The sequence below is a fragment of the Methylobacterium sp. D54C genome (assembly GCF_053345595.1).
The window spans coordinates 87,375-112,018 of the sequence record NZ_JBKFAK010000016.1; the positions used below are offsets into that span (position 1 = coordinate 87,375).

General features: G+C 69.9%; 26 protein-coding genes. 14 read left to right on the forward strand and 12 right to left on the reverse strand.

Annotated elements, in window-relative coordinates; genetic code table 11:
- The first annotated feature begins 37 nt into the window (after positions 1 to 37).
- Complete coding sequence (locus ACLBYB_RS23865) at positions 38 to 427, forward strand: response regulator transcription factor (protein ID WP_354456449.1); 390 nt, start codon at positions 38 to 40, stop codon at positions 425 to 427.
- A gap of 190 nt (positions 428 to 617) precedes the next feature.
- Here the strand turns inward: ACLBYB_RS23865 and ACLBYB_RS23870 are convergent, their stop codons facing one another.
- The 4 genes from ACLBYB_RS23870 to ACLBYB_RS23885 are packed head-to-tail and all read right to left on the reverse strand — an operon-like array spanning position 618 to position 6,254.
- The gene (locus tag ACLBYB_RS23870; protein WP_447700266.1) at positions 618 to 1,196 is read right to left on the reverse strand and encodes a DUF2147 domain-containing protein; all 579 of its coding nucleotides are present in this window, start codon (positions 1,194 to 1,196) and stop codon (positions 618 to 620) included.
- A gap of 56 nt (positions 1,197 to 1,252) precedes the next feature.
- A complete protein-coding gene (locus ACLBYB_RS23875; RefSeq protein WP_447700267.1) occupies positions 1,253 to 4,339 on the reverse strand; it encodes an efflux RND transporter permease subunit in 3,087 nt (1,028 codons plus the stop codon).
- A gap of 50 nt (positions 4,340 to 4,389) precedes the next feature.
- Positions 4,390 to 5,619, reverse strand: a complete 1,230-nt coding sequence (locus tag ACLBYB_RS23880; RefSeq protein WP_447700268.1) for an efflux RND transporter periplasmic adaptor subunit — start codon at positions 5,617 to 5,619, stop codon at positions 4,390 to 4,392.
- Positions 5,616 to 6,254: a TetR/AcrR family transcriptional regulator gene (locus ACLBYB_RS23885; RefSeq protein ID WP_354456453.1), complete on the reverse strand. Its 639-nt coding sequence runs from the start codon at positions 6,252 to 6,254 to the stop codon at positions 5,616 to 5,618. Before ACLBYB_RS23885 ends, ACLBYB_RS23880 begins: the two co-directional genes overlap by 4 nt.
- A gap of 1,180 nt (positions 6,255 to 7,434) precedes the next feature.
- On the opposite strand from ACLBYB_RS23885, the gene ACLBYB_RS23890 reads away from it, so the two are divergent.
- The 8 genes from ACLBYB_RS23890 (at position 7,435) to ACLBYB_RS23925 (ending at position 11,825) form a co-directional block, all read left to right on the forward strand.
- Positions 7,435 to 7,803: an SPW repeat protein gene (locus ACLBYB_RS23890; protein WP_238301173.1), complete on the forward strand. Its 369-nt coding sequence runs from the start codon at positions 7,435 to 7,437 to the stop codon at positions 7,801 to 7,803.
- A gap of 94 nt (positions 7,804 to 7,897) precedes the next feature.
- Entirely contained in the window at positions 7,898 to 8,122 is a 225-nt protein-coding gene (locus ACLBYB_RS23895; RefSeq protein WP_331327219.1) for a hypothetical protein, read from the forward strand.
- A gap of 121 nt (positions 8,123 to 8,243) precedes the next feature.
- Entirely contained in the window at positions 8,244 to 8,930 is a 687-nt protein-coding gene (locus tag ACLBYB_RS23900) for a helix-turn-helix domain-containing protein (RefSeq protein WP_447700269.1), read from the forward strand.
- A gap of 32 nt (positions 8,931 to 8,962) precedes the next feature.
- A complete protein-coding gene (locus ACLBYB_RS23905; RefSeq protein ID WP_238301170.1) occupies positions 8,963 to 9,310 on the forward strand; it encodes a DUF1476 domain-containing protein in 348 nt (115 codons plus the stop codon).
- A gap of 76 nt (positions 9,311 to 9,386) precedes the next feature.
- A complete protein-coding gene (locus tag ACLBYB_RS23910; protein WP_234082837.1) occupies positions 9,387 to 10,037 on the forward strand; it encodes a BON domain-containing protein in 651 nt (216 codons plus the stop codon).
- 11 nt (positions 10,038 to 10,048) lie between these two features.
- Positions 10,049 to 10,519, forward strand: coding sequence for a hypothetical protein (locus tag ACLBYB_RS23915; protein ID WP_447700270.1), 471 nt, complete (start codon positions 10,049 to 10,051; stop codon positions 10,517 to 10,519).
- Positions 10,520 to 10,522: 3 nt separating this feature from the next.
- Positions 10,523 to 10,774, forward strand: a complete 252-nt coding sequence (locus ACLBYB_RS23920; RefSeq protein ID WP_447700271.1) for a hypothetical protein — start codon at positions 10,523 to 10,525, stop codon at positions 10,772 to 10,774.
- A 169-nt stretch (positions 10,775 to 10,943) separates the two neighbouring features.
- On the forward strand, positions 10,944 to 11,825 hold the full coding sequence (locus ACLBYB_RS23925) for a Crp/Fnr family transcriptional regulator (RefSeq protein WP_447700272.1): 882 nt from the start codon (positions 10,944 to 10,946) through the stop codon (positions 11,823 to 11,825).
- A gap of 40 nt (positions 11,826 to 11,865) precedes the next feature.
- Here the strand turns inward: ACLBYB_RS23925 and ACLBYB_RS23930 are convergent, their stop codons facing one another.
- Positions 11,866 to 12,981: an acetate/propionate family kinase gene (locus ACLBYB_RS23930; RefSeq protein ID WP_447700273.1), complete on the reverse strand. Its 1,116-nt coding sequence runs from the start codon at positions 12,979 to 12,981 to the stop codon at positions 11,866 to 11,868.
- A 9-nt stretch (positions 12,982 to 12,990) separates the two neighbouring features.
- The gene (locus tag ACLBYB_RS23935; RefSeq protein WP_447700274.1) at positions 12,991 to 15,534 is read right to left on the reverse strand and encodes a phosphoketolase family protein; all 2,544 of its coding nucleotides are present in this window, start codon (positions 15,532 to 15,534) and stop codon (positions 12,991 to 12,993) included.
- 132 nt (positions 15,535 to 15,666) lie between these two features.
- On the opposite strand from ACLBYB_RS23935, the gene ACLBYB_RS23940 reads away from it, so the two are divergent.
- From ACLBYB_RS23940 to ACLBYB_RS23960, 5 genes are all read left to right on the forward strand, one after another.
- Complete coding sequence (locus ACLBYB_RS23940) at positions 15,667 to 15,867, forward strand: hypothetical protein (protein WP_447700275.1); 201 nt, start codon at positions 15,667 to 15,669, stop codon at positions 15,865 to 15,867.
- A gap of 26 nt (positions 15,868 to 15,893) precedes the next feature.
- Entirely contained in the window at positions 15,894 to 16,541 is a 648-nt protein-coding gene (locus tag ACLBYB_RS23945; protein WP_238301162.1) for a BON domain-containing protein, read from the forward strand.
- 107 nt (positions 16,542 to 16,648) lie between these two features.
- Positions 16,649 to 17,464, forward strand: a complete 816-nt coding sequence (locus ACLBYB_RS23950; RefSeq protein ID WP_447700276.1) for a universal stress protein — start codon at positions 16,649 to 16,651, stop codon at positions 17,462 to 17,464.
- Positions 17,464 to 17,799, forward strand: coding sequence for a c-type cytochrome (locus ACLBYB_RS23955; protein WP_447700277.1), 336 nt, complete (start codon positions 17,464 to 17,466; stop codon positions 17,797 to 17,799). The genes ACLBYB_RS23950 and ACLBYB_RS23955 overlap by 1 nt, the downstream gene beginning before the upstream one ends.
- 14 nt (positions 17,800 to 17,813) lie before the next feature.
- Positions 17,814 to 18,674, forward strand: a complete 861-nt coding sequence (locus ACLBYB_RS23960) for a universal stress protein (protein ID WP_447700278.1) — start codon at positions 17,814 to 17,816, stop codon at positions 18,672 to 18,674.
- A gap of 98 nt (positions 18,675 to 18,772) precedes the next feature.
- On the opposite strand, the gene ACLBYB_RS23965 is transcribed toward ACLBYB_RS23960, so the two are convergent.
- From ACLBYB_RS23965 to ACLBYB_RS23990, 6 genes are all read right to left on the reverse strand, one after another.
- On the reverse strand, positions 18,773 to 19,888 hold the full coding sequence (locus tag ACLBYB_RS23965) for a tyrosine-type recombinase/integrase (RefSeq protein WP_447700279.1): 1,116 nt from the start codon (positions 19,886 to 19,888) through the stop codon (positions 18,773 to 18,775).
- Positions 19,889 to 20,016: 128 nt separating this feature from the next.
- A complete protein-coding gene (locus tag ACLBYB_RS23970) occupies positions 20,017 to 20,373 on the reverse strand; it encodes a helix-turn-helix domain-containing protein (RefSeq protein WP_354456492.1) in 357 nt (118 codons plus the stop codon).
- Between the two features lie 183 nt (positions 20,374 to 20,556).
- Positions 20,557 to 20,760, reverse strand: a complete 204-nt coding sequence (locus ACLBYB_RS23975; protein WP_238301156.1) for a hypothetical protein — start codon at positions 20,758 to 20,760, stop codon at positions 20,557 to 20,559.
- An 881-nt stretch (positions 20,761 to 21,641) separates the two neighbouring features.
- A complete protein-coding gene (locus tag ACLBYB_RS23980) occupies positions 21,642 to 21,887 on the reverse strand; it encodes a hypothetical protein (protein ID WP_354456493.1) in 246 nt (81 codons plus the stop codon).
- Positions 21,880 to 23,901 carry an AAA family ATPase gene (locus tag ACLBYB_RS23985; RefSeq protein ID WP_447700280.1) on the reverse strand — a complete coding sequence of 674 codons (2,022 nt, stop codon included), beginning with the start codon at positions 23,899 to 23,901 and terminating at the stop codon, positions 21,880 to 21,882. Before ACLBYB_RS23985 ends, ACLBYB_RS23980 begins: the two co-directional genes overlap by 8 nt.
- Before the next feature lie 156 nt (positions 23,902 to 24,057).
- Positions 24,058 to 24,327, reverse strand: a complete 270-nt coding sequence (locus ACLBYB_RS23990) for a hypothetical protein (protein WP_354456495.1) — start codon at positions 24,325 to 24,327, stop codon at positions 24,058 to 24,060.
- Positions 24,328 to 24,644: the final 317 nt, after the last annotated feature.

Genomic DNA, 24,644 nt, shown 5'->3' on the forward strand with positions numbered 1-24,644 from the left:
CGGCTTCGATAGAGCGCCACACCGAAGGGCGACCGCCATGCCATCGGCCCCTCAGAACCTCATCTACGTCGTGGACGACGACCCGGCCGTCCTGCACTCCACGCGCTTCCTGATCGAGTGCGAAGGCCACCGCGTCGAGACCTTCGCCGACGGCAGCGAATTGTTGGCGGCCTTTCCCGGCCCGCGACCGGCCTTGGTACTACTTGACCAGGTCATGGCGGGGATGGACGGCCTTGAGGTGTTCGGCCGCCTGCGCAACCTCGACGCGCATGTCCCGGTCGTGCTGATCACCGGCCATCCCGACCCGGGCATCCGGACGCGAGCCAGGGTCGCGGGCATTCCCTTGATCGATAAGCCACTGATGTTCGACGCGCTGCTTGGCCTGCTCGCCGACAAAGTCGCCGGTGTTTCGGTCTCCCGAGCCTGAGGAAGGGCGCCCAAACGGGCACCTGTCAACCAAGGCGCCGTCGAAAGTTCGAATCGCAGCAGGCTGCAAAATCGCCTGACGCCCGCGAAACAGGTTCCGGGCCGGGCAAGCCATCGATGTTCGAGGTTGCGCACATCGTGCTGCCCCATGGCGGCGGCACGGCGCTTGGTACGCCTGCGCGGGGCGCCCCTCACCGCGCGGGGGTCGCTGAGCCTTCGGGCGATGGTTTTCTGGGCGTGCTGCCCGTCCGTGCACCCTTCGATGCCCACTCGGGATCGGAGTGCGGACCGCCGGGACCGTCGGTCGGCCCCTGGACCTGGCCGGGGACGACGTCGGCCACACGCTTCCATGACTGCGAGGCGCAGAACACCAGCATGCAGCCTTTGACGGTCAGCGTCGACGGATGGTCGCTCCACACCGTCACGTCGTAGGACTTGCCGTTGTCGGCGTTGTAGATCCTGCCCTCGAAGTGCCCCTCCGCGTTCGGCTTCAGGCCGAGCAACATCTGGTGGCCGAGTTGGGGTCGGGCCTGGAACGCCGGGTTCGGGTTGTACCGGTCGATTTTCGGCTTGCCGTCCTTGTCCAGCGGCTCGCGACCCCAGACCACGAAGCCGCAAAGGCGTGTCGCGTCGGACCCGCAGCGTTCGGTCCTGATGCGGGCGCGACCATCCTCCGTGAGCCAGGTCCCGTACGGTTCGGCGGCGGTGGCGGCGTTCGGCCGTCCGCACGTGACGGTCGCGACGGCGACCACCAGGGCGGCCGTGGCCAAGCGGTAGACTGGAAAAGTCATCGGATTCCTTCTGCGGGTTTCACGAGATCGAAGTCTCAGGGTGCGGTCACGGCATGCCCGGCCGCGTCGTCGCTCGGTCCGACGAACCGTCCGAGCACGCGCCCGATAAGATTGCCGAGGCTGTCCATCAGCAGGAACACGGCCGGCACGAAGACGAGGGAGAGCAGGGTCGAGACGATCAGGCCAGCGATGACCGCCACCGCCATCGGCGCCCGGAACTCGCCGCCGACCCCGAACGCCATCGCGGACGGGACCATGCCGGCGGCCATCGCGATGGTCGTCATCACGATGGGCCGCGCCCGCTTGCGGCCGGCCTCGACGATGGCGGTGACCCGGTCGACGCCGCGGCCCATCTCCTCGACCGCGAAGTCGACCAGCATGATCGCGTTCTTCGTGACCAGTCCCATCAGCATCAGGATGCCGATGACGACCGGCATCGAGATTGGCATCTGGCAAATAAGCAGGCCGAGGATGGCGCCGCCGATGGAGAGCGGCAGCGAGAACAGGATGGTCAGCGGCTGCAGGAACGAGCCGAACAGCAGGACCAGCACGGCGTAGACCATCATGATCCCGGCGCCCATCGCCATCAGGAAGCCCGAGAACACCTCCTGCATGATCTCGGCGTCGCCGGTCTGCTTGATGGTCACCCCCGGCGGCAGGTTCCGCGCGGTGGGGGTCTGCAGGGCCTCGGCGATGAGGGAGCCCAGCGCCTCCGAGCCCTCCATGTTGGCCTCGACGGCGACGCGCACCGCTCGGTCGTAGCGGTCGATGGCGCCGGGTCCCTGGTCGAGCTCGATGTCGGCCACGACCGCCAGCGGCACGGCGGAGCCGTCCTTGGCGGGCACCTTCAGGCTCTCAAGCCGTGAGACCGCGCCGCGGGCGCTCTCGGGGAGCTGCACGCGGATCGGCACTTGGCGGTCGACGGCGTTGAACTTCGCGAGGTTCAGGCCGATGTCGCCGATGGTGCCGACGCGGACGGTCTCCGCGATGGCGTCGGTCGAGACGCCGAGATCGGCCGCAACCCCCTCCTTCGGCCGGATGCGGACCTCCGTCCGGTTCAGCGGCGCCGTCGACATCACCGAGACGAGGTGCGGGATTGCAGCCATGTCGCGCTGCAGGCGCGCGGCGACCTCGGTGACCACGTCGGCGTCGGGGCCGCTCACCACCAGGGCGAGGTCGCGCTGGCCGCTGTCCCGCAGGGTCCAGGACCGGATGTCGGGCTCCTCGGCGAGAAGGGCCGCGATCTCGGCCTCGACCGTCCATTGGCGCTTGGTCCGCGAGGCCTTCGGCGTCAGGTTGACGGTCAGGGTCGCGAGCCGGGTCTCCTTCTTGCCGCCGACCTGCCGGCCGCCGTCGACGAAGACCGAATTCACCTCGGGCAGCGCCCGGATGCGCGAGACCACGCGGTCGGACACCGCGACCGTGTCGGCGAGCTTCGCGCCCGGCGCCAGCTCGACCATGAACAGGGTGCGGGCATTGTCCTGCTTCGGGATGAAGCCCGAGGGCAGCAGGCCGGTCGACACGATGGAGGCGGCGAACAGCGCGAGGCCCGCGAACAGGGTGATCACCCGATGGCGCACCGACCAGCCGACGAGGCGCGAGTAGGCGCGCATCACCGGCCCCTCGCGCTCCTCGGCATGGCCGTGGTCGCGCAGGAAGTAGGCGGCGAGCATCGGGGTGATCAGGCGCGCCACGAGCAGCGACATGAACACCGAGACCGCGATGGTCAGGCCGAACTGGATGAAGTAGCGCCCGGCGATGCCCGGCATGAACGAGACCGGGGCGAACACCGCGATCAGGGTCGCGGTGATGGCGATGACCGCCAGTCCGATCTCGTCGGCGCCCTCGATGGCCGCCTGGTAGGGCGACTTGCCAAGCCGCATGTGCCGGACGACGTTCTCGATCTCGACGATGGCGTCGTCCACGAGGATGCCGGTCACAAGCGTGATCGCGAGCAGGCTGATGCCGTTGAGCGTGAAGCCGAGCGCGTCCATCGCCCAGAAGGTCGGGAACACCGAGAGCGGCAGCGCCACCGCCGCGATGAGCGTGGCGCGCCAGTCGCGCAAGAACAGGAACACCACGATGACCGCGAGGAGCGCCCCCTCAATCAGGGTGTGCATGGCGGAATCGTACGAGCCGATGGTCGAGGAGACCGAGGAGTCGATCAACTCGAACTGCAGGTCGGGATAGCTCGCCTGAAACTCGGCGATCTTCCTCTCGACCCCGGCCGCTACTTCGGCGTCGCTGGCCCCCGACCCGCGCGAGACCGCGAAGGCGACGACAGGCTCGCCGTTGAAGCGGGCGAAGGTGCGCGGCTCCTCGATGCCGTCCTCGACCCTGGCGAGGTCGTCGAGGCGGACCTTGCGGCCGCCGGGCAGGACGATGGAGGTGGCCTTGAGGTCGCGCAGGGTGCGCGAGGCGGCGAGCGTGCGGATCGACTGCTCGCGCCCGCCGACCTCGCCGCGCCCGCCCGCCATGTCGGCTGAGGTGAGGCGCAGTTGCCGGTTCACGTCGGCGGCGGTGATGCCAAGCGCCAGCAGCCTGTCCGGCTGGAGCACGACCCGGACCTCGCGCGCAACACCGCCGACCCGCTCGACGCCGCCCACGCCCTTCACGCCCTGGAGCGCGCGGGCGATCTTGTCCTCGACCAGCCAGGAGAGTTCGGCGGGCGTCATCGCGGGCGCCTTCACGCCGTAGACGAGGATGGGCAGACCGGCGACCTCGACGCGGCTGATCACCGGCTCGTCGATGGTGCGCGGCAGGTTGATGCGGATCTTCGAGACCGCATCCTTCACGTCGTTGACGGCGCGGTCGGTGTTCACCTCCAGCCGGAACTCGACCGTGGTCACCGAGGAGCCCTCGGTGATGGCCGAGGTGATGTGCTTGACACCCCGGACGCCGGCGACCGCGTCCTCGACCCACTTTGTCACCTGGGTCTGGAGCTCGGACGGTGCCGCGCCAGACTGGGTGATGGCCACCGAGACGATCGGAACGTCGACGTTCGGCATCTTCGTCACCGCGAGCCCGCGGAAGCTGACGAGGCCGAGCACGACCAGCACCAGGAACAGGACGAGGGGCGCGATGGGGTTGCGGATCGCCCATGCGGAGACGTTCAGGCGCATCGGTCTGCCCTGGCTTTCATGTCGTCGGGGTGGTGTCGGGGTGCGACGGCTTAAGGCACGCCTGCTTCGGCGGTGTCCCGGGGCGCGGGCACCGCGGCGACCGCGGGCGTGGCGGGCGGGGCTTCGAGCACCGGGCGGACCCGGTCGCCGTCGCGCAGGAACGAGCCGGCCCGGGCCACGACCCGCTCGCCTTCGTTGAGGCCCGTGCGGACCTCGACGGTGTCCTCGTCGGCGATGCCGGTGCGAACGGTGCGGTCCTCGACACGGTCGCCGGTCACGACGAGGACGCTGCGGCGACCGCCGCCGTAGAGCACCGAAGCCTGGGGGACGCTGACGCCGCGGCTGCGGGCGAGCTCGACGGCGCCGCGGGCGAAGGTGCCGATGCGCAGGCGGGGGTCGGGGTCGAGGCGCACGCGCACCTTGCCCAGGCGCGTCGCCTTGTCGACCTCGGGGTAGACGGCGCGCACGCTGCCGGCGACGCGGGTGCCCTCACCCATGTCAATCCACGCCGGGGCGCCCTCGCGCAACAGCGGCAGTTTGGTCTCGACGACCTCACCCTCCAACTCGATCTCGCCACGCGCGATCAGGCGGAACAGCGGCTCGGAAGACGCCGAGGCGGCGAGGCCGACGCGGGCCGTGCGGCGGCTGACGATGCCGGCCTCCGGAGCCCGGATCTCGGTGCGGGCGAGCCGTAGGGACAGCTCGTCCCGCACGGCGCGGACCTGGGCGAGGTCGGCCTTGGCCATGGCAAGCCCGTTGCGGGCGAAGGCGAGCTTGCCCTCCGCCTGGCGCAGGGCGGAGGTGCGGGTCTCCATCACCACCGCCGTGGTGTTGCCGGTCGCCATGAGCGAGCGCGCCCGCTCAAGCCCCAGCCGAGCCTCGGTCTCGGCAGCCTCGGCCTGCTCGATGTTGCTCTGGGCCTGGGGCACGGCGGCCTCGGCCTTGGCCACCACCGCGTCCTGCTGCGCGATCTGACGGTCGATGAGGTCGCGCGACAGGCGCGCCAGCACCTGGCCCTTGGCGACCCGCGCGCCCTCTTCTACCACCACCTCGATGACCCGGTAACCGTCGATCTCGGGCGTTACCAAGATCTCGTCGCGGGGCACCAGGGTGCCGGTCACCGCCACAGTCTCAACGGTCTCGCGCCGCGTCGCCTCGACGACGCTGACGGCGGGCGCGAGGAGCGGCTTGGTCGTCGCTGGTGCCTCGTCGCGGGCGAGGGAGGCCGAAAGGCCGAGGGTGAGCAGCGTGGTTCCGGCAAGTAGGACGGCGCGGATCATCGGCTGGTCTCCGGAAGGGCCTCGGCCGCTCGGGGCAGCGAGCCGCGCAGGCCGGCTTCGATGAGGGCTTGGAGATGCGCGACCGCGGTGGAAGGGTCGTACCCGGGCAGCGTCGCCCGGCTCACGATGATGCCCTTCATCAGCGGGTTGAGCGCGTCGAACATGGCCCTGGGGTCGCAATCGGGCGACGTGGCGAGCGTCGCGAACATCCCGCACAGCCACTCGCGGGCTTCCGCCTCGCCCCGTTCGATCAGCGTTGCGATGGCGGGATTACGGGTTGCTTCCGACCAAAGATCCACGCGCAGGACCGCAGCCGAACGGGTGAGATCCGTGAAATAGCGCGTGAGGATGCCGGTAAGGACGGCGCGCTGGCCGCCTTCCCGCTCAAGGTCGGCGAGCATGGTCGCGCCGCGCGCCCTGTCGCGCTCGGCCATCGCGAGGACGATGTCCTCCTTGGCGGCGAAGTAGCGATAGAAGTTTCCTTGGCTCATCGCGGCCTCGCGGGCGAGGTCCGAGATGGTGGTGCGGTGGAAGCCGTTCCGGACGAAGCAGGCCTCGGCGGCATCGAGGATCTCCTCGCGACGCGAGACCTGCGCGTCGCGGACCCCGACGACGTTTCCGGTCCCGATGCTCACGATGCTTGCTCCGCCGTATGGGGGACGACCCGGCTGGCGTCCTTAGCCCGGGTTGCCGTGACGCAAGCGTGCGCCGACGGGGCGAGGCTGGCGCACGTGCGGGCCTGCCAGCCACCGGGGCCGTTTCCGGTCCAGGAAATCAGCGCCGCCCAGCCCAGGATCACCAAGAGGGCGGCGAGCAGGTTGGCTGGGCGCAGGAGTGACATGGCTTCGGCGGCCACACCAGGCCGGTGCGTCGATGCCTGGAGTCCTGGTGCCATTCTCGTTCCTCGCTGCGTCGTCAGATGTGTTAGTGAGCGTTCATTCACATGTCAATGAACGCTCATTCACACCCCCCGGCGACTGGGATTTGGCGTCGGGTGAGACATGAGACACATGCGGGTGGAGCGGCCAAAGTCTTCACTGGAACCGGAAGTGGGTCCGCGTCATGGCTTGATCCTGCGTGCAGCCAGCAAACTCGGACGGCGCCGGCCGCCCCCAGCGGGGGCAGATGGCTAGCGATGCGGGAGGCAGGCCCTTCGATTTCCGCCAAGCCCGGCCGCTCCCGCCAGCCATGCGTTCGCCAACGGCAACACCGTCACGAGCGGTGGCCCTCACAAGCTTCGTCTTGAAACGCTGACAGGATGCACGGGCTATCGCGGCGGGAGCGGGAGCAAGGCCATGACCGCTTCCCGGGCGCCCCGACGATATGCCTGTCACCGACTTTGGTTTGGAGCGGACCCGGGCATAGGTTCGAGCCGTCAGGTTTCCGCCACCGGCATGCTCCCGGCCTGATCCACGCGTCCTCGGTGCTGGTCGGCTTGCGTCAGATCAAGGTCGCTCGGCGGCATTTGCGTCAACCTGTTAGCCAGCCGGAACGGGGAAGGCGCACGCGGTCCCCTCTACGTGGGCCCTGGGCCGTTCCGCGTAAGCCGCCGCGCCCGCGAAGTCCCGCGGCGGGCTGCACGGGTAGGTGCCGAAAGTCGTGGGCATGATCAGGCGCGCGCCGGAACGCCGGCTTCACGCAGGTCGAGAAGCTGCGGGATGGGATGACGGACACCCCTCGCTCTCCTTGAGCCACATCAAGGCTTCGATGCGACGTTGCCGGATGCTCGGCGTCAGGAGGTGGCAGGCCGTCTGCCGCCAAGGGCCCGGCATTCGGCGTCCCCGGCTCCGGTGCCCCCGTTCCAAGGAGGCGACGATGCGGACCATCGAGAACCGGATGGAGGACATGATCCCGAACGCGCTGAACGCGCTGCTGGGCGTCGCGCTCCTCATGGCGCCCTGGTACCTGGGACTCGGCAGCGAGACCGCAGCGGCGCGCAATGCCTTCGTCTGCGGCGGCGCCATCACCGTCGTCGCGGCGCTCGCCCTCGCCAAGTCCTACGACTGGGAGGAATACATCAACCTCGCCGCCGGCCTCTGGGTGTCCATCGCCCCGTGGGCGCTCGGCTTCGCGGACCTGCGGTACCCGGTGTGGCTGCACGTGGGCATCGGGCTCGCAGTGGCCGTCCTCGCCGCGTTCGAGCTCTGGCGGCTTTTCGTTTCGCCCCTGGCGCGTTCGGTCTGAGGCATCTTTCATCGCCGGAGGGGCCGCGGAAGCCCATCGCTTGGCCGCGGCCCCTCCCAGGACCATCGGACCAACCGCGTTCCGGAGCGGCGCGATGCCTCTCGACCCCTTGGCGATCCTCGTGGCGTCGTCGTTCACCGCCGGCTGCGTCGCCATTCACGCCCTCAGGCGTCGCGCCGACTCCGTGACGCTGGTTCTGGGCGTCGTCGCCTATGGGCTTGCCACGGCCCTGTGCTCGCTGGCCGCGGGCCGCAACGGCGTCTTCGTGCTGCACGATCCCATACACGCATGGGGCCTCGTGACTGTCGCGCACCCCTGATCGCCGAGCACGCATACGTAATTGCCCTTAAGCGGACCTGCTTAAGCGACCGACCGGAATTTTTCATGACGCCCGGCCCCGGCAATCTCCCGCCATCCGATTTCGGACGAGGAGAGATGCGATGGCCGCCGAGATCACCCTGTCCCCGACCTCGCCCTCGACCGCGAACGTCACCGTCGGCGGCAAACCCGGTACCGCCCTTTTCGCCGGCTGCCCCGAGCTCATCGGCACCCCGTTCGCCTATGACCGCGAGGAAGAGATCTACGGCGAGGGCGAGGAAGCCGAGTTCGTCTACAAGGTCGTCCGCGGCGCGGTGCGCACCCACAAGGTCCTGAACGACGGGCGGCGCCAGATCACCGGCTTCCACCTGCCCGGCGACCTGTTCGGCCTGGAGCAGGGCGAGACGCATCGGCACACGGCCGAGGCCCTGTCGGACACCCAGGTGGTGATCTTCAAGCGTCGCGGGATCGAACGCGCCGCGGCCCGCAGCGCTGAGGTGGCCTGCCAGCTCTGGACCATGGCGGCGAGCGGCCTTCGCTACGCCCAGGACCACATGCTGCTGCTCGGTCGGCGTTCGGCGGTGGAGCGCGTCGCGACCTTCCTGATGGAGGTCGACGAGCGTCTCGGCGGCACGGGCACCTTCGCGCTGCCGATGACCCGACGCGACATCGCGGATCATCTCGGCCTGACCATCGAGACCGTGTCGCGGACCTTCTCGCAACTGGAGGAGGACGGGGCGCTGCTTCGCGCGGGCGGACGTCAGGTCAGCCTCCGACGCGCCCGGCTCCGACGCGTTGTCGAGGATTAAAGACAGCCCAAGCCGGTATCGGGGAGGAGACCATGGCCACGACATTCGACGAGCGCGAGCGGGCCTACGAGCAACGTTTCGTCCTGGAGGAGGAGGCGCGCTTCCACACCCGCAACAGGCGCAACCGGCTCCTGGCTAGCTGGGCCTGCGAACGGATGGCCCTGAGCGGGCCGGCGGCCGAAGCGTACGTCACCGCCTTCACGGATTGTGCCGTCGTGGCCGACGACGAGACGATGATCACGCGGCTCCAATCGGACCTGGCGGCCGCGGGCATCGGGGCGACGCTTCCGCACCTGCGGAAGGAGACGGAGCGCTGCGCCGCACTGGCTAGGGCCGAGCGCCGCGTGGGTGTTGCGCTGGATCAAGGCTCCTCCGTCTAGGCCGGGCAGGATCACCCGGCCGCTGCCCACCACGCCATCCGGCATGAACGGGAGAGAGGCCATGAGGAGAAGCGCCATGACCGACAAGGACCTGCGCCGCGACGTTCTCGACGAGCTCGACTTCGACCCCAGCCTCGACGCGGGCGACATCGGCGTCGCCGTCTCGGACGGCGTCGTGACGCTCACCGGCCACGTCGGCAGCTACGCCGAGAAGGTCGAGGCCGAGCGCGCCGTCCGGCGCGTCCGGGGCGTGCGCGCCATCGCCCAGGAGATCCAGGTCCGATACGCGGACGCGAAGAAGGTCGCCGACGACCAGATCGCCGCGCGGGCGCTGGCCATCATCGACTGGTCCGTCCACCTGCCGAAGCGGGCCATCCAGGTGACGGTCGCCGGTGGCTGGGTCACCCTCACCGGCGCGGTTCACTGGCAGTACCAGTCGGCGGGCGCCGAGGCGGCGGTCCGCAAGCTCACCGGTGTGCACGGGGTGACGAACCACATCGAGGTCAGGCCCGAGGCCCGCCCGGATGCGGTCAAGGACAAGATCCTGGAGGCGTTCCGGCGCAGCGTCATGTTCGAGGCGGACGGGATCAAGGTCACCGTCACGGGCGACAAGGTCACGCTGGAGGGGGCGGTATCGGCCTGGACGGAGCGCGACGCCGCCGAGCGCGCGGCCTGGTCGGTGCCGGGCGTCCGCGCCGTCGAGGACCGCATCGTCGCCCTGAGTTGAGGAGGTCCACCATGTCCGTAGAGATGCACGGGTCCGATGCAGTCGCACCGCCGCTCGGGCCGCGGCCCGAGACCGGGGCTGCCCCGGCCGCGATGTTCTGCGTGACCCTGACGCTGGCGCGCTGCCCGGAGCATCCGGATGGCAGCGTAGGGCGGGGCTACCAGATCGTTGCTCCGCTCGGACCGGACGGGCGCCTCGACGCGGCGCTCTGGCGCGAGACCCGGGACCACTGCCGGGTGCGACGGTTCTGGGTCGGCGAGCGCGACCGCCATGGCCGCCTCGTCCACCGCGCCGGCGGAGAGGGCGGGGCGACCTGGCTGATCGACTATGCCGACTGGACGAACGAGGACGACGAGCCCGGTTACCACCTCGGCACACACGCCTTCGTCGAGGGCGAGTACGTCTCGATCCGCGATGCCGGCGACGAGACCTACCGCACCTTCAGGGTCTCCCACGTCAGCCGCGTCGAGGTGGGGGCTTAGGCCATGAGGCAGGCATCGACGACCCTTCCGTCCCACCCTCCGCGCTCGGATTTCGAGCTCGCGGAGAATGCCCTGCTGACGCTGTGGCGCACCTTCTGGCTCGACCTCCCGCTCGCCTGGGCGGGCGAGGTCGACCGGCTCCTGTATCGATGGGCGCAGCCGGTCGATATGGGTGACTGCCTCTTCGGCCTCGACGTCGGTCACGGGGACGGCGAGCGCGAACGGGCGCCGGGTCGGAGCCCGGACACGGTTTAGGCGCCCTTCCGCCGCCGACCGTCAGGCCGGCCTGCGGGGAATGCCGCCGGACCGGGTTCGGGCCAGGCAGGGCGGACGGTGGTCCGGACCGATTTTTTGATTCACCGCAAAGCGGGGTCGCATCGAGCCGGCAACTTGTCTTCCGTTACGTGGAACTAGGGGGCGCATCATGTCCATGGCCGACGGGGAGATACGTTCGAGGACGAACCAACCGAATGCCTACGACCGGCGCGAGCCACCTCCCGGCCCGACGTATCCGTCGACGCCGCCGCGAGGGCCGCAACCGGGCAATGGGAAGACCGTTCGCGGTCCGATCCATGCGTCAGGCGTGGACTGGACCTTAACCTTCAGGCGCAAGCTGGATCGGTCCGGTGTTCCGGCCCACGAGGCCGATGCCCTCGCCGCGTCCGTGTCACGGGTCGTCACGGTCGAGGCCGACCGGGAGATCGTGCGCGAGGACGACGAACCGGCCGAATGCCGGCTCCTCCTGGATGGCTGGACCTGCCGGTACATCCCCCTGGAGACCGCCCGGCCCCAGATCCTCGCCCTGCAGCTTCCCGGGGATTTCCTGGACCTGCAGGGCCTCGTCCGTCGGCGGGTGGGCCACGTGGTCGCCTCGCTCACGCCCTGTCGCGTCGCGGTCATCCCGCACGATGCCTTGCGGGACCTCATGGAGCGGCATTCCGGCATCGGCCGCATGGTGCATTTCGAAACGGCGGTCGAGCTGGCCACCGCCCGCCGCTGGCTCCTGAACGCAGCCCACCGCCCGGCGTACGAAGGGTTCGCGCACCTGATTTGCGAACTCTTCACGCGGGCGGCGGCCGCCGGCATCGCCGAGGCGTCCCGGTTTCCCATGCCGTTGACGCAGGCGGAATTCGGCAGCGCCATGGGCCTGACGTCGGTCCACGCGAACCGCACCCTGAAGAGGCTTCGCCAGGCCGGGCTAATCTCGTGGCGATGCCGGTGGATGACCATCGAGGATTGGGACGGGCTGGCCGAGGTCGCCGAGTTCGATCCCGCTTACCTGAAGGGCGAACACCCGACGTCCTGACCGGGAAGTCTCGCAGTGGCTTGCCCGGCGACAGGCGCGCTCACGTCAGGGCGAGCGCTTCGGTCACCGACAGGGCGATCTCGCGCTCCTCGTTCGCGGGCACGATGCGGATCGTGACCGCCGAGCCGGGCGCCTCGATCCTCGCCTCGCCGCCGGCATTGGCCACGTCGTCGAGCGCGACGCCCGCGAATGCAAGCCCGCGACAGACCGCGACGCGGACCTGCGCGGCATGCTCGCCGATGCCGCCGGTGAAGACGACGGCGTCGACCCCGCCGAGTGCGGCGATGAGGGAGCCCGCTTCCCGCACGATCCGGTAAGCGAACAGGTCCAGGGCCTCACGCGCTCCCGGCGCGTCGCTCGCCTCCAGGACCCGCACGTCGTCGCTAATACCGGAGACGCCGAGAAGGCCCGACCGCTCGTTCAGGAGCTCGGCCACCGCGTCGGGCGACAGGCCACGCTCCCGGATCAGGTGCAGCACGAGGCCGGGGTCGACCGCCCCGCTGCGGGTGCCCATCATCACCCCATCGAGCGTCGTGAAGCCCATCGTCGTGGCGACGCTGCGTCCGTCCCGGATCGCGCACAGGCTCGCCCCGTGCCCGAGATGGGCGGCCAGTAGCCGCCCTGTCGGATAACTTCGGGCGAGATGGGCGTAGGACAGCCCGTGGAAGCCGAAGCGCACGAGCCCCACATCGAGGAGGGCGCGCGGCAGCGGGTAGAGTTGGGCGAGCCGATCCTGCGTCCTGTGGAAGGCCGTATCGAAACAGGCGACCTGCGGCAGGCGCGGCCACGTCTCCCCGACCGCCCGGATGCAGGCCAGGGCCTGCGGCTGGTGCGCCGGTGCCAGCGGCACCAGTCCCTCCAACGTGACCATGACGTCCGCATCGAGGCGGACCGGCGCCGCGTGGCGCAAGCCGCCATGGACGACGCGGTGACCGGCCGCCGTCGGCGCGTAGGGCAGTCGGTCGAACAGCCAGCGGGCGACGGTCGCGTGGTCACCCTGTGGTGGCCGTTCGCCGACCACCGGCTCGCCATCGACCGACAGCTTCGGGTGCGTCCCGGTGCCGGCGACGTGGGTGCGCCAGACCGGTGCGTCGACGCCGGGCCGGAACAGGGCACAGCGCAGGCTGGACGATCCGGCGTTGAGAACGAGGATCATCGTGCGCTCTCAGGTGACGACCGTCCAACCGTCCACGGTGCCCGACCGGCCGGGCTCGTCCGCGTCGGTCGGGCCGCACTGCATGATGTCACCCTCGATCCGGCGGTCGTGGTCCTCGGGCGCGTGCCGTCCCGACCAGGTCCAGTCCCGCACCTCCGGCAGGTCGTCGCCTGTCCGGCGGACGTGCTCGCGATGGGCGGCCAACGCGTCCCGGAGCGCCTCCTCGGCATGCGCGGCGCGGGCGCCCAGTCGTGCCACGGACCGGATCGCGGCCTGGGCGAGGTGGAACCGGTCGAGCCGGTTCAGCACGCACATGTCGAAGGGCGTCGTCGTCGTGCCCTCCTCGATGAAGCCGTGGACGTGGAAGTTTCCGTGGTTCGTACGCTTGTAGGTCAGCCTGTGGATCAGCCACGGATAGCCGTGGTAGGCGAACACCACCGGCCGGTCGCGCGTGAACAGGCTGTCGAAGGTCGGGTCGTCGAGCCCGTGCGGGTGCGTCCCGGGCGCCGGCAGCGTCATCAGGTCGACCACGTTGACGACCCGGACCCGCATCTCCGGGACGTGCCGGCGCAGCCAGTCCACCGCGGCGAGCGTCTCCTGGGTCGGGACGTCGCCGGCGCAGGCCATCACCACGTCGGGCTCCGCCTCGCCCTCGTTCGAGGCCCAATCCCAGGTCCCGACGCCGGCGGCGCAGTGCCGGACGGCCTCGTCCAGGCTCAGCCACTGCAGGGCGGGCTGCTTACCGGCCACGACGACGTTGATGCGGTCGTGGGTCCGCAGGCAGTGGTCCATGGCGCAGAGAAGCGTGTTCGCGTCCGGCGGCAGGTAGATCCGCGCCGTGTCCCCACGCTTGTTCGCCACGAAGTCGATGAAGCCCGGGTCCTGGTGGCTGAAGCCGTTGTGGTCCTGCCGCCAGACGTGGGACGAGAGTAGGATGTTCAGGGACGGGACCGGCCGGCGCCAGGGCAGGTCGCGCGAGGACTTCAGCCACTTGGCGTGCTGGTTCACCATGGAATCGACGACGTGGGCGAAGGCCTCGTAGGTGGCGAACAGGCCGTGCCGCCCGGTCAGCACGTAACCCTCCAGCCAGCCCTCGCAGAGGTGTTCGCTCAGCACCTCCATGACTCGGCCGTCGCGCCGGAGGTGGTCGTCGCCGGGGACGATCTCCCCCTGCCAGGCCCGGCCGGTCACCTCGAAGACCGCGTCGAGGCGGTTCGAGGCGGTCTCGTCCGGCCCCATCAGGCGGAAGTTCCGGCTCCGCGCGTTCAGCGTCATCACCTCCCGAAGGTAGGTCCCGAGCGCGCGGGTGGCCTCGCCCCTGGTGCGGCCGGGTTCCGGCACGGCAACGGCGACGCGGCCTAGGTCCGGTAGGCGTAGCGGGGCGCTCCCGTGCGCGTTGGCGTGCGGGTTGGCCGATATGCGCCGCGCTCCTTTGGGCGGAAGTGTCGCGAGGTCGGGTACGAGCGAGCCGTCCTCGGCGAACAACTCCTCCGGCCTGTAGGAGCGCAGCCAAGCCTCCAGGATCGCGCGGTGCTCCGCGTCATCCCGCACGGCCGCCACGGGCACTTGGTGCGAGCGCCAGGTGCCCTCGACGGGCTTGCCGTCCACCCGGTCCGGCCCCGTCCAGCCCTTGGGGCTGCGCAGCACGATCATGGGCCACCGCGGACGCCCTGGCTCGCCGCGGACGGCGCGCCTGCGGATCTCCGCGATGGCGTCGAAGGACGCATCGAGGGCGGTGGCCATGGCTTGGTGCATCGGGGCCGGCTCGTCGCCCTCGACGAAGGTCGGCTCGTAGCCGTAGCCGACGAGGAGGCTGCGCAACTCGGCCCCGGGCATGCGCGCGAGGAGCGTCGGGTTGGCGATCTTGTAGCCGTTGAGGTGCAGGATCGGCAGGACGGTGCCGTCCGTCACCGGGTCCAGGAACTTGTTCGAGTGCCAGGAGGCGGCGAGCGGCCCGGTCTCGGCCTCGCCGTCGCCGACCACGCAGGCGACGGTGAGGCCGGGATTGTCGAGGGCTGCCCCGAACGCGTGAGCCAAGGAATAGCCGAGCTCGCCGCCCTCGTGGATGGAGCCCGGCAGCTCCGGCGAGGCGTGGCTCGGGATGCCCCCGGGAAACGAGAACTGCCGGAACAGGCGCGCCAAGCCGTCGAGGTCCCGGGCGACGTCGGGGTAGATCTCGCTGTAGGTGCCCTCCAGGTACGCGTTCGCCACGAGCCCCGGCGCGCCGTGACCCGGTCCCCAGACCGCGATCATGTCGAGATCGCGCTGGCTGATGACCCGGTTCAGGTGCGCGTAGATGAAGTTGAGGCCTGGCGTCGTGCCCCAGTGGCCGAGGAGCCGCGGCTTGACGTGCTCGGGTTGCAGCGGCTCGCGCAGGAGCGGGTTGGCCATGAGGTAGATCTGGCCGACCGACAGGTAGTTCGCGGCCCGCCAGTAGGCGTCGATCCTCAGGAGGCTGTCAGGTCCGAGCGGTCCCGGCACGAACGTCGGCGCGCGCCGGTCGCCTCGATGTCCGCCTTCTTGGCGCTCACTCGTTCCGTGCGTCGCGTCCATGCCGGCCTCCGGCGGGTGCTGATCCCGGCGTAGACCGTGCCGGCGGACCGGACCGGCGGCGTTGAGGTGGATCAAAGCGCGCCCGGCGAGGGCCGGCAGGATGTCTCCCGTCAGGCAAGACGGGAGCGAACGATGACCCTGGTGCTTCGAACCACCCAAATCCGGACGGTACGCCGCGTGCGGGTACCGGTCGGACTGGCGCCGCTGAACGACGCGGGCCAACGGGTGGTCACCGATGGCTACCGCTACCGGAGCATCGGAAGCCTGCAGGCCCTGGCCCTGGCCATTGCGGCGTCGGCGGTGACGCCGGCGCTGCTTTGGCTCACCCTCTGAACCCCGACGGAGCGAGGAGACCGGCGATGGACGACATCACCGTGCACCGGCACGTGCTCGACGAGTTGGAGTACGCCCCGATGATCGACGCGGCGCAGATCGGCGTCACGGTCGAGAACGGCATCGTGACGCTGACCGGGCATGTCCGGAACTACGCCGAGAAGGGCATCGCCGAACGCGTCACGCTCCGGGTCCGAGGCGTACGCGGCGTGGTAGAGCGGATCACGGTCCGTTACCCTGACGACCCGGCCGTCGGCGACGAGGCCTTGGCCGAACGCTGCGCCCGGGTGATCGAGTGGGACGCGCGCGTCCCCCGGGACTCGGTCACGCTCAAGGTCGAGAAGGGCTGCGTCACGCTGCAGGGTTGCGTGCCGTACTACCACCAGAAGGCGGCCGTCGATAAGGCGCTGCGGCGGCTGGCCGGCGTCACCGACATCGTCAACCTCATAGCGGTGAAGCCGCCGGCACGCGCCGCCGAGGTGAAGGACAGGATCCTCGCGGCCCTGCGGCGCAGCGCCCGGGACCCGGACACGATCCGCGTGCACGTCGACGGCGACAAGGTCACCCTCGACGGGTGCGTCGATGTCTGGCGCGAGCGCGAACTCGCCGAGCGGGCCGCGTGGTCGGCCCCGGGGGTCCGGGCCGTCGACGACCGCCTGACGCTCGCCTGCTGAGGTTGGATCCCGGCCAGTCGCGCCCCTTGAGATGGATCAAGGCCGACGCGGTGCCCCGGGGCCACGCTACCCAAACGGAGCCGGATTTCCGGCGGGGGGAGGCGGTCATGAAGATCACCAACATCATGGTCTCGGTCGACCTCGGGGCCGCCGCGGCGGACCGCGTCCAACTGGCGGCGAGCCTCGCCGAGCGTTTCGAGGCCAAGCTGACAGGCGTCGCGGCGCGTCCGGTCCTGGCTCCCATGCCGGTCGGCGATATGATCGAGGTCGAGCGCGTCTGGGCCATCGAGGAGCGCTTGGCGGACGAGCAGCTCGCGGCGGCCAAGGCCCTGTTCGAGCGCGAGGCCGGGGCGGCGCAAAGGACGGACTGGCGCTCGGCCCCGACCAGCCCTTTAGCCTACCTCGCCGCGCAGGCACGCGCCGCGGACATCGTCGTCGTCGGACGGCATGGTCCTGCGGACGGCGACCCAGGTCCGATGACCGTTCCGACCGGGGCGCTCCTGATGGAGGTCGGGCGGCCGGTGCTGATCGCGCCGCCGGGCGTGGAATGCCTCGCAGCGAGGCGGGTCGTCGTGGCCTGGAAGGACACGCGCGAGGCGCGCCGGGCCGTTCACGACGCGCTGCCGTTCCTGACCCGGGCCGAGGAGGTCCATGTGGCGGTCGTGGGCCCCGGGGCCGACGACGAGGGCGCCGAGGACGTCACCGCTTACCTCTCCGGGCACTGCGTCTCCGTCACCACACATCTGCTGCACACGCCGGAGGTCGGCGCCGCGGATGAGATCCTGCGGTTCGCCCGGCGCGAGGACGCCGACCTGATCGTGATGGGCGCCTACGGGCACAGCCGACTGCGCGAATGGATCTTCGGAGGGGCCACCCGCGACGTCCTCACGACGACGCCCGTCTGCTGCCTGATGAGCCATTGATGCGCCAGGCAACCATCCTTCCGGCGGGCGCCCTGGCGTTGCTCGCCATCCTTCTCCCGGTCGAGGGCGCCACGGCCTGGGACCGGCAGGTCAAACAGGGCGAGACGCTCGCCCGGACCAACTGCGCCCGCTGCCACGCTGTCGGGCGGGCCGGCGCGAGCCCCCTGCGGGTGGCGCCGCCCTTCCGGGAGTTGCACACGCGCTACCCCGTCGAGGACCTCGGCGAGGCGCTCGCGGAGGGCATCCGCACGGGCCACCCTAGCATGCCGGAGTTCCGGTTCGATCCGGACCAGGCCGAGGCCCTGATCGCCTACCTCAAAAGCCTCGAACGCTGAGCGAGGAGACCCCGATGTTCCTGCGCTGCCTCCTTGTCCCCACCGCTCCGGGCATCGACCCGACCAAACGGCTCGAAGCGGCCCTGAGGCTCGGTCGGCCGCTGCACGCGCATATCGGCGTCAGCTTCATGGCGCCGGGCCCGGAGCACGTGCTCGCCGGGATGGCGGGCCTCGTGCCGATGGATTGCGCGACCATCGAGGCCATCGAGCGGGGCGTGCGGGAGTCCGCGGCCGAGGCTCAGGCGGCCTTGCGCGCGTGGTGCGCCCGTGAGGGGGTGGCATTCGGGATGTCGGGCGGGCGGCTGGACGCCACCTTCGCGACCTGGACCGAACTGTCGGGCGAGGTCGAACCGCTCCTGACCCTGGCGGGCCGCGTCAGCGACCTCGTCATCATCGACCGGCCCGACCCGGCGCATCCGTTCACCGGGCGGGCGCTCGACACGGCGCTGTTCTCGGTGGGGCGCCCGACGCTGATGGTCGGCGAGACCGTCCCGTACGACCTGCTGGACCACGTCATGATCGCCTGGAACGGTAGCCTGGAAGCGACGCGCCTGATCGGGCAGTCCATCACGCTGCTGCACGAGGCCGCCCGGGTCACCGTGGTCCACGCGCGGACCGAGCGCTTCGAGGAGGCGCGGGCGGCGGACCTGTGCGGATACCTGCGCTGGCACGGCATCGTGGCGGAAGCCGTCCCCCTCGACGTCGGGGACGGGCCCTCGGTCGGCGCCGCCATCCTGGCCGAGGCGGGGCGGCGGGACGCCTCGATGTTGGCGCTGGGGGCCTACACCCATAGCCGCGTGCGCGCGTTGCTGCTCGGCGGTGTGACCCGCCACGTTGTCGAGCGGGCCCGCATCCCGGTGCTCATGGCGCACTGAGCCCGGCTTCGGCAGCGGTGCCCGCATCCGGAGTGGGTAACGGAAGAAGCCGCCCCCGGGTCGGGGGCGGCTCGCGGTCGTGTCGGCGGATGTGCGTATCAGTGGACGGTCTGTCGGGCCAGGGCCCGTTCCCGCATGACCTGCCGGGCATACGCGGTTGCGATCATCCGGAGCTCGACATCATCCGGGATCACGTGGACGTAGTACCGTCGCGTCAGCTCGATGCTGGAGTGACCGAGGAACTTCGAGACCGCCGCGATGTCGCCGGTCGCCCGGTACATCCGCTCGCCCGCCGTGCGGCGCAGGTCGTGCAAGGTCAGGTTCTCGATCCGGGCCAAGCGGAGGATGCGCTTGAACTGATGCAACGACGATCCGTAGCTGATCGGAACCCGGCGTCCTGTGAACTCCCCGCGCAGAACGGCGCATTGCCAGACGAATTCAGGGTGTCCGTCCTCGGCCGCGGCGTCGAGGAGGGCCCGGATGTCGTCGGTGATCACCACCTCGTGGTCCTTTCCGCCCTTCATCCTGACCCGGATGACGTTGGCCTCGTAGTCGACCTGGCTCCAGCGGATCAGCGCATCCCTGCGGCGCAAGCCGGTCAGCAGGATGAACAGGATGAAGGGCCAGAAGTCGGCGGCCCACTTCTCGAAGGCCAACTCCTCGGCCACCGTCATCGTCCTGACCCGCCGCCGCTCCGGCGCCAGGTGCGACGTCCACTTCGGCTCGTCGGGCAACCGCACCTTCCATGTCTTGGCTCGCGAGAGCAGCGCACGGAGGCGCTTGACGACGCAGCAGTTGACGGTCGTCTTCGAGACGAACTCTTCTTCCTCGCGACCGTACTTGCGCTCCCCGCCGCGCAGGGCGACGAGTTGTGCGAGCATGTCGTCGTCGATCTCGGACAGCAGGGTATTCGGCCCGATGTTGTCCACCAACCAATCGAAGTTGCTCTCGTAGTCCCCTGAGTTCACGTAGCCGTCGCCGACCTCGCGCATGTAGCGGGTGACGGCATCGATGAGGGTCATCTCCCCCGCGGGGTTGGAGGCCGCCTTCTTGATCTTCTCGACCTCGCTCTCCTTCCACCGGCGGGCGAACGAGATGGCTTCCTTCTTGGAGGCCAGCTTCGTCGAGCCGTTGAAGCGGTTACCCGCGACGGTGAAGGAGCAGTAGTAGAACTTGGAGTTTTGCGGCTTCCAGACGCCATGGCTCTCTGACATGTCTTCGTCCCTCTTTCGCTGGATTGATGGGTTTCGGGTTTGCTGACGCGAATGCTTTTGGAACTTGAAGGGGTGAGGTCGGGGGCTGGTGGCCCCCGGGGGAGCGGGCGGAATTCCCGGGGCACGGCTCAGGGCTTCCGGCGGGCCAGCCGGGCTGCGCGCCGCTCGGCGTAGCCGGGGTTGGCCGAGGGGGTCTTCGTCCGCCCGGCCAGCGCGTTGGGGAAAGGCGCCACCTTCTTCACCGCGATCCGTTGGCGCTTCACGAAGCCTTCCAGGTCGTCGGGCAGGACGCGCAGGCTGCGACGTACGTCTCCCCGTCCGACGTTGATGACGACGAGGCTGCCGTCGTCGACGTGTCCCTGGACGAGGCGCGGGCAGATGCCGAGCCGCTCGGCGACCTCCTGCAAGGTCAGTGCGCCCTGCAACAGCAGCGCGGTCTCCCCGGCCTCGGCCGGTTGGTCCTCATGGTCGTGGATACGCAACATCACGTCCTCTTTCGAAGCTGCGGAAAGGTCTCGGAGGGGGCGGATCGGCCGACACGAGGCATGGGTGTCCGGCCGGGCTACCGGGGGTAGCCGCGCCTCTTCGACGTTCCTGGTTGGAGGTTGGGTCTCAGGCCGGTCGGGAGTGGTGACCCGGCCTACGAGGCGGCGTCGGCCAGCCTCGGCTCAGTCGTTCGGTTTGGTCCCCGCGGACCGGATACGCGCGGCATGGACGGCACGGTCAATCATGTCGGCCTCGTCCGTGGGGAACAGCGTCGTTCCGGCGTCGGGCCGCGTGATCTCCACCAGAACCAAGGCGAACTCGTCCGTCGGGTTGAGACCGTCGACCGTCACCGCCGCCGACGCGCCGGCATCTACGACGCCCTGCATCAGCCGTCGGATGAGGGCCAGCCGCGCCGGGCTCGACGCATTTCGGTCGCCCCCTCCTGTGGATCCCGGGTATCCGATGCCCCCGGCGCTGGAAGCGCGTTGCCTTACGTGCCTGCTCATCTTACCGAGTCCTTCTCTCTGCTGGTTTCGACCCGGACGTCATGCCGGATCGACTTCTCTGCGGGTGGTGACCCGGGCGTAATGGACCCGGGGTTGAAGTGTTTGCTGACGTCGCCCGGGCTTAACGCACCCGGGTCTGAACTCTGCGGGCGGGGCTTCTTTTGAAGTCCCGCCCGCCCCTTGGGGCCCCGGCCCGGAAGCCTCTCGGCGGCGACATCCGCCGAGGGGCTTCCTTTTGCCCGGGCCGTGTGCCCGGGCGGCGAGCCCGACCGGGGCCTGCTTGTTTCCGTCGAGGTGGCGTCTGCCGCTCGGCGTTGCATTCTGATGCCGCAAGTCGACCCGAAGTACAACGCCTCGTATTCGGCCGGTCCGGCGGCGAAACGCGAGTCCCGAGAGTCGCTTAACCTAGAATTTGTCAAGGGTTGGACGGGTTTTTGAGGGGCAAACTACATCAAGGATACTTGCCTCAGTCCTTATGATTTCGACCTCAAGGATTGAATAGGCAATTCAATGAGCGCCCGGAACGGGAGTCGCCGGAAGCCAGCTGGCGGTAAGGGATTTTCCGGCGGAAGGCCCGTCGACATCCAGGGTCCTTCGCGACCCTGGGCTATCCTTGCGCCGGCTCGGTCCAGGCTCCGGGGCCGCTTGACGGCCTTGCCGCCTTTTTGGGCGTCCGCGGCTGTCAATGGCCCGGGATTCACCCCTGGAAACGATGTGGACTTATCCACAGAAAGCGCTTCCGGGGGTCGTTCCGTCCCATTTCAGGATCCATCCCGGGCGTCGGTCGGGGACGGGCACGCCCCCGGCACGCGGCCTCGGGCGAACGGAACCACGTTGCCGGGGCGCCCGGCCCAGGCCGTTCTCCGAGCTTCCTCCTCAAGGAGCGCCACCGCGATCTCGCCGGCGACGTTCTCAAGGAGGTCGTCGAGGCGCTCCGGCCCGAGCGACCGGGCGGCTTGAACGAGGGCAACGACGGTTGCCCCCAGGCGCGCATCCACGTCACGCATCGCGCGCCTCCTTGGGCAGGGCGCCGCCCGAGGCGGGAATGCAGTCGGCGACGATGTGACGGACTTCGTCGCCGGACAGCACGCGCGAGCGCACGAGGCGGGCGGCGACCGCGTCGATGGTCGCGGCGTTTTCCCGGACGAGCCGGTCGGCCCGCGCCTGCAGCGCGGACAGGTCGGCTTCGATGCGACGCCTGAAGACCTCGTCCGTCCGGGCGAGCCGCATCGCCTCGTCCTCGTCCCCGAGCCACGCGAGGCTTCCGCCGAGACCGTAGGATGCATGCGCGGCGGCGACGAGCCGCGTCGCGGCCGCGAGGTCCGAGCCGGGCTGGCCCGCCGATCCACTGTGGACGCTGCCCCAGAGGGCATCGGCCGCCCGGCCTGCCAGAAGCGTCACCACGAAGTCGTCGAGATCCCGCCTGCTGACGTTGGACCTGCGGCGAACCCGGCTGCGCGTAAGACCGGCGTAGGGACCGTTGGGCACCGTCGAGACGGTCTCGACCTCGGAACTGCCGGTCACCAGCCCGATCACGCAGTGGCTTGCCTCATGTCGTGCCACCCCGAGGATCTCGTCGGCGTCGCGCGTGTCCGGAGGGGCGACCTGCGCCACGAGGTCGGCGCGGGTCATCGGCCGGCCCGCGGCCCGGGCCGCGCCGCGGGCCCGCTTCGCCCACCCGGCGATTTCCGCCCCCGTGGCGCCGGCGCCGATTGCGGCGACCGGCCCGAGGTCGACGTCCCGCAGGTCACCCATCAAGTGCTGGCGCAAGATGCCCGCGGTGGCGACCGTGTCGGGTCGCTCGATCCGGACGATCCGGTTGAGGCGGCCCGGACGCACCAACGCCTCGTCGAGCCGTTCCGGAAAATTGGTCGCGCCGATGATGATCAGCGACGAGGTCGCCCCCGACATCGCAGAGTCCAGGGCCGTGAGGATATGCGAGGTCAAAGCGACCCAATATTCGCGATTTCTTTGATCTACTGTCGATCTGTTAGGAATTGAGTCAATTTCCTCAAGTAGTAAGACGGCATGTCCAGCGGCGGATGCCTGGCCGATGACCGTGTCTACTTGGCGAATGATCTCGTTGAGGTATCCACCCGTGGAGGCGAACCAGGACGAGACGCTCGTCGAGAAAAGAGGCAATCTCAGCGACTTCGCTACGCTTCTCGCGAAAGTGGACTTGCCCACGCCGGGGTCGCCGGAAAGCACAATGTTCCTGTCCTCGATGCTACTCCAAGGACGAAGTCCGGATCTATACTCCTGCATCGCCGCGACCAGCCCGAGTGCCCAGGCCTTCGCGCCGCCCTCGTCATAGCCGTGGCATTGCTCGATGGGCGGCACGTCGGCGACGCCGGGGTCGACGACGATCAAGGCGCGCGACGCCGCCTCGATGCGGCGGACGCAGGCCCGGCCGGACGTTCCGCGGCGGATGCAGCCCGCCAGGGTGGCGAACGACAGCCCGGACGCGATGCCGGCCGGGATCGGCCCGGGCCGGGAGCCGGTCGCGAGCCGGATGGTCGAGCGGAGCGCCCGGGGGCTCGGCGTCTTCAGGTCGATCCTGATGTCCGCCAGGGCGACGAGATTGGCGGGAAGGTAACGCTCCGGGGCATGGCTTACCCCGACGACGCCGTTGCCGGCTCCGAGGGCTTCGGCGACGTCGCCACAACCGTTCTCTGGCTTCTCCTGCCGGCTGGACCCATTTCTCTTGATCACCTCGCACCAAGCGCCAAGCTTCCGCACGGCGTGGGTGACCGGCTCGACCCAGTCGGGGCCGGGCACGGAGACGACGACGGCAAGGCCATCGGGCTTGGCCATGCGCTTGAGGTCCGCGGGCCGCGCAGCATCCTGGAGCATCGCCATCGCCAGCAGGGTGCTGACGCGGGCGGTCCGGGCGACACCGAGCATCTGCTCGGTGTCCTGCGCCGGAAGGAACTCGTCCAACATGTCGGGTTCGGACGGTGCCGCAGCGGCAGGGGCGAGGCGCTTGGGCGGCTGGGGCTTGCGAAAGGGCTTCTTGGACATGGGCTGCCTCCGGCGCGAGGCGGCCGCGCGCTCAGGGGCGCGCCGGTCGGGCCTCGCGGCATGATCGGGAAGGGGTGGTTGCGTCGGGCCTGGCGGCGGCGCGGCCGGGCGGCCTGGCTATGAGGCGCAGGGGCATCGTCTCGCTCCTCAGGCTTGTCACGGCTCGATGCTCTCGTCGAAGGGCTCGGCCCCGGTCCGCTGGGTCCAGGACATCACGCGGGCGTCGCCCGGCCTTGGGCCGCCGGTGCGCTCGGCGAGGTGTTCCGCGTGGCGCTCGGCCTCGCTCAGGACCGCGGCGCCAAGGGCGACGCGAAGCGCGGACGCGACCCGGCAGAGCGACGCACGTCCCATCTCGGCGCGGCAGGTCGCCAACTGCTCGAAGATCTGGCCGACGATCCTGTCGGGGTCATGGAAGTCAGGTGACATATCGGCTGCCTCGGTCGAGGCGGCCGGGCGCGTTCGCGCGCCGGTCAGGCCCCGGTGGTTCTCGGACGGTTATCGGCGACGGGTCGGCCTGGAGCGGCACGCATTCCGCGCGCCGGCCCGAGCCGGTCATCGGCCTTTCGTTTCAGGCGGGCGGGGCGGATCATCGTCGGGGATTTCCCTGTTTCGGCCCTGGAAAGCCCGGGGCGGAAGGCATCGGCGCCGTGGCGCAGGCAAACCCTTCCAGCTCGGTTAACGCAGGTCAACCTTCGAGCCTGGGCGACGGTGCAAAAACGCGTCGACCCTGGGGATCCCGGGGA

Bases quoted from the DNA above. Each gene is read 5' to 3' on its own strand.
- ACLBYB_RS23865 (WP_354456449.1), top strand. From the start codon at position 38: ATGCCATCGGCCCCTCAGAACCTCATCTACGTCGTGGACGACGACCCG.
- ACLBYB_RS23875 (WP_447700267.1), bottom strand. From the start codon at position 4,339: ATGCGCCTGAACGTCTCCGCATGGGCGATCCGCAACCCCATCGCGCCC.
- ACLBYB_RS23880 (WP_447700268.1), bottom strand. From the start codon at position 5,619: ATGATCCGCGCCGTCCTACTTGCCGGAACCACGCTGCTCACCCTCGGC.
- ACLBYB_RS23890 (WP_238301173.1), top strand. From the start codon at position 7,435: ATGCGGACCATCGAGAACCGGATGGAGGACATGATCCCGAACGCGCTG.
- ACLBYB_RS23895 (WP_331327219.1), top strand. From the start codon at position 7,898: ATGCCTCTCGACCCCTTGGCGATCCTCGTGGCGTCGTCGTTCACCGCC.
- ACLBYB_RS23900 (WP_447700269.1), top strand. From the start codon at position 8,244: ATGGCCGCCGAGATCACCCTGTCCCCGACCTCGCCCTCGACCGCGAAC.
- ACLBYB_RS23905 (WP_238301170.1), top strand. From the start codon at position 8,963: ATGGCCACGACATTCGACGAGCGCGAGCGGGCCTACGAGCAACGTTTC.
- ACLBYB_RS23910 (WP_234082837.1), top strand. From the start codon at position 9,387: ATGACCGACAAGGACCTGCGCCGCGACGTTCTCGACGAGCTCGACTTC.
- ACLBYB_RS23915 (WP_447700270.1), top strand. From the start codon at position 10,049: ATGTCCGTAGAGATGCACGGGTCCGATGCAGTCGCACCGCCGCTCGGG.
- ACLBYB_RS23920 (WP_447700271.1), top strand. From the start codon at position 10,523: ATGAGGCAGGCATCGACGACCCTTCCGTCCCACCCTCCGCGCTCGGAT.
- ACLBYB_RS23925 (WP_447700272.1), top strand. From the start codon at position 10,944: ATGTCCATGGCCGACGGGGAGATACGTTCGAGGACGAACCAACCGAAT.
- ACLBYB_RS23930 (WP_447700273.1), bottom strand. From the start codon at position 12,981: ATGATCCTCGTTCTCAACGCCGGATCGTCCAGCCTGCGCTGTGCCCTG.
- ACLBYB_RS23935 (WP_447700274.1), bottom strand. From the start codon at position 15,534: ATGGACGCGACGCACGGAACGAGTGAGCGCCAAGAAGGCGGACATCGA.
- ACLBYB_RS23940 (WP_447700275.1), top strand. From the start codon at position 15,667: ATGACCCTGGTGCTTCGAACCACCCAAATCCGGACGGTACGCCGCGTG.
- ACLBYB_RS23945 (WP_238301162.1), top strand. From the start codon at position 15,894: ATGGACGACATCACCGTGCACCGGCACGTGCTCGACGAGTTGGAGTAC.
- ACLBYB_RS23950 (WP_447700276.1), top strand. From the start codon at position 16,649: ATGAAGATCACCAACATCATGGTCTCGGTCGACCTCGGGGCCGCCGCG.
- ACLBYB_RS23955 (WP_447700277.1), top strand. From the start codon at position 17,464: ATGCGCCAGGCAACCATCCTTCCGGCGGGCGCCCTGGCGTTGCTCGCC.
- ACLBYB_RS23960 (WP_447700278.1), top strand. From the start codon at position 17,814: ATGTTCCTGCGCTGCCTCCTTGTCCCCACCGCTCCGGGCATCGACCCG.
- ACLBYB_RS23965 (WP_447700279.1), bottom strand. From the start codon at position 19,888: ATGTCAGAGAGCCATGGCGTCTGGAAGCCGCAAAACTCCAAGTTCTAC.
- ACLBYB_RS23970 (WP_354456492.1), bottom strand. From the start codon at position 20,373: ATGTTGCGTATCCACGACCATGAGGACCAACCGGCCGAGGCCGGGGAG.
- ACLBYB_RS23975 (WP_238301156.1), bottom strand. From the start codon at position 20,760: ATGCAGGGCGTCGTAGATGCCGGCGCGTCGGCGGCGGTGACGGTCGAC.
- ACLBYB_RS23980 (WP_354456493.1), bottom strand. From the start codon at position 21,887: ATGCGTGACGTGGATGCGCGCCTGGGGGCAACCGTCGTTGCCCTCGTT.
- ACLBYB_RS23985 (WP_447700280.1), bottom strand. From the start codon at position 23,901: ATGTCCAAGAAGCCCTTTCGCAAGCCCCAGCCGCCCAAGCGCCTCGCC.
- ACLBYB_RS23990 (WP_354456495.1), bottom strand. From the start codon at position 24,327: ATGTCACCTGACTTCCATGACCCCGACAGGATCGTCGGCCAGATCTTC.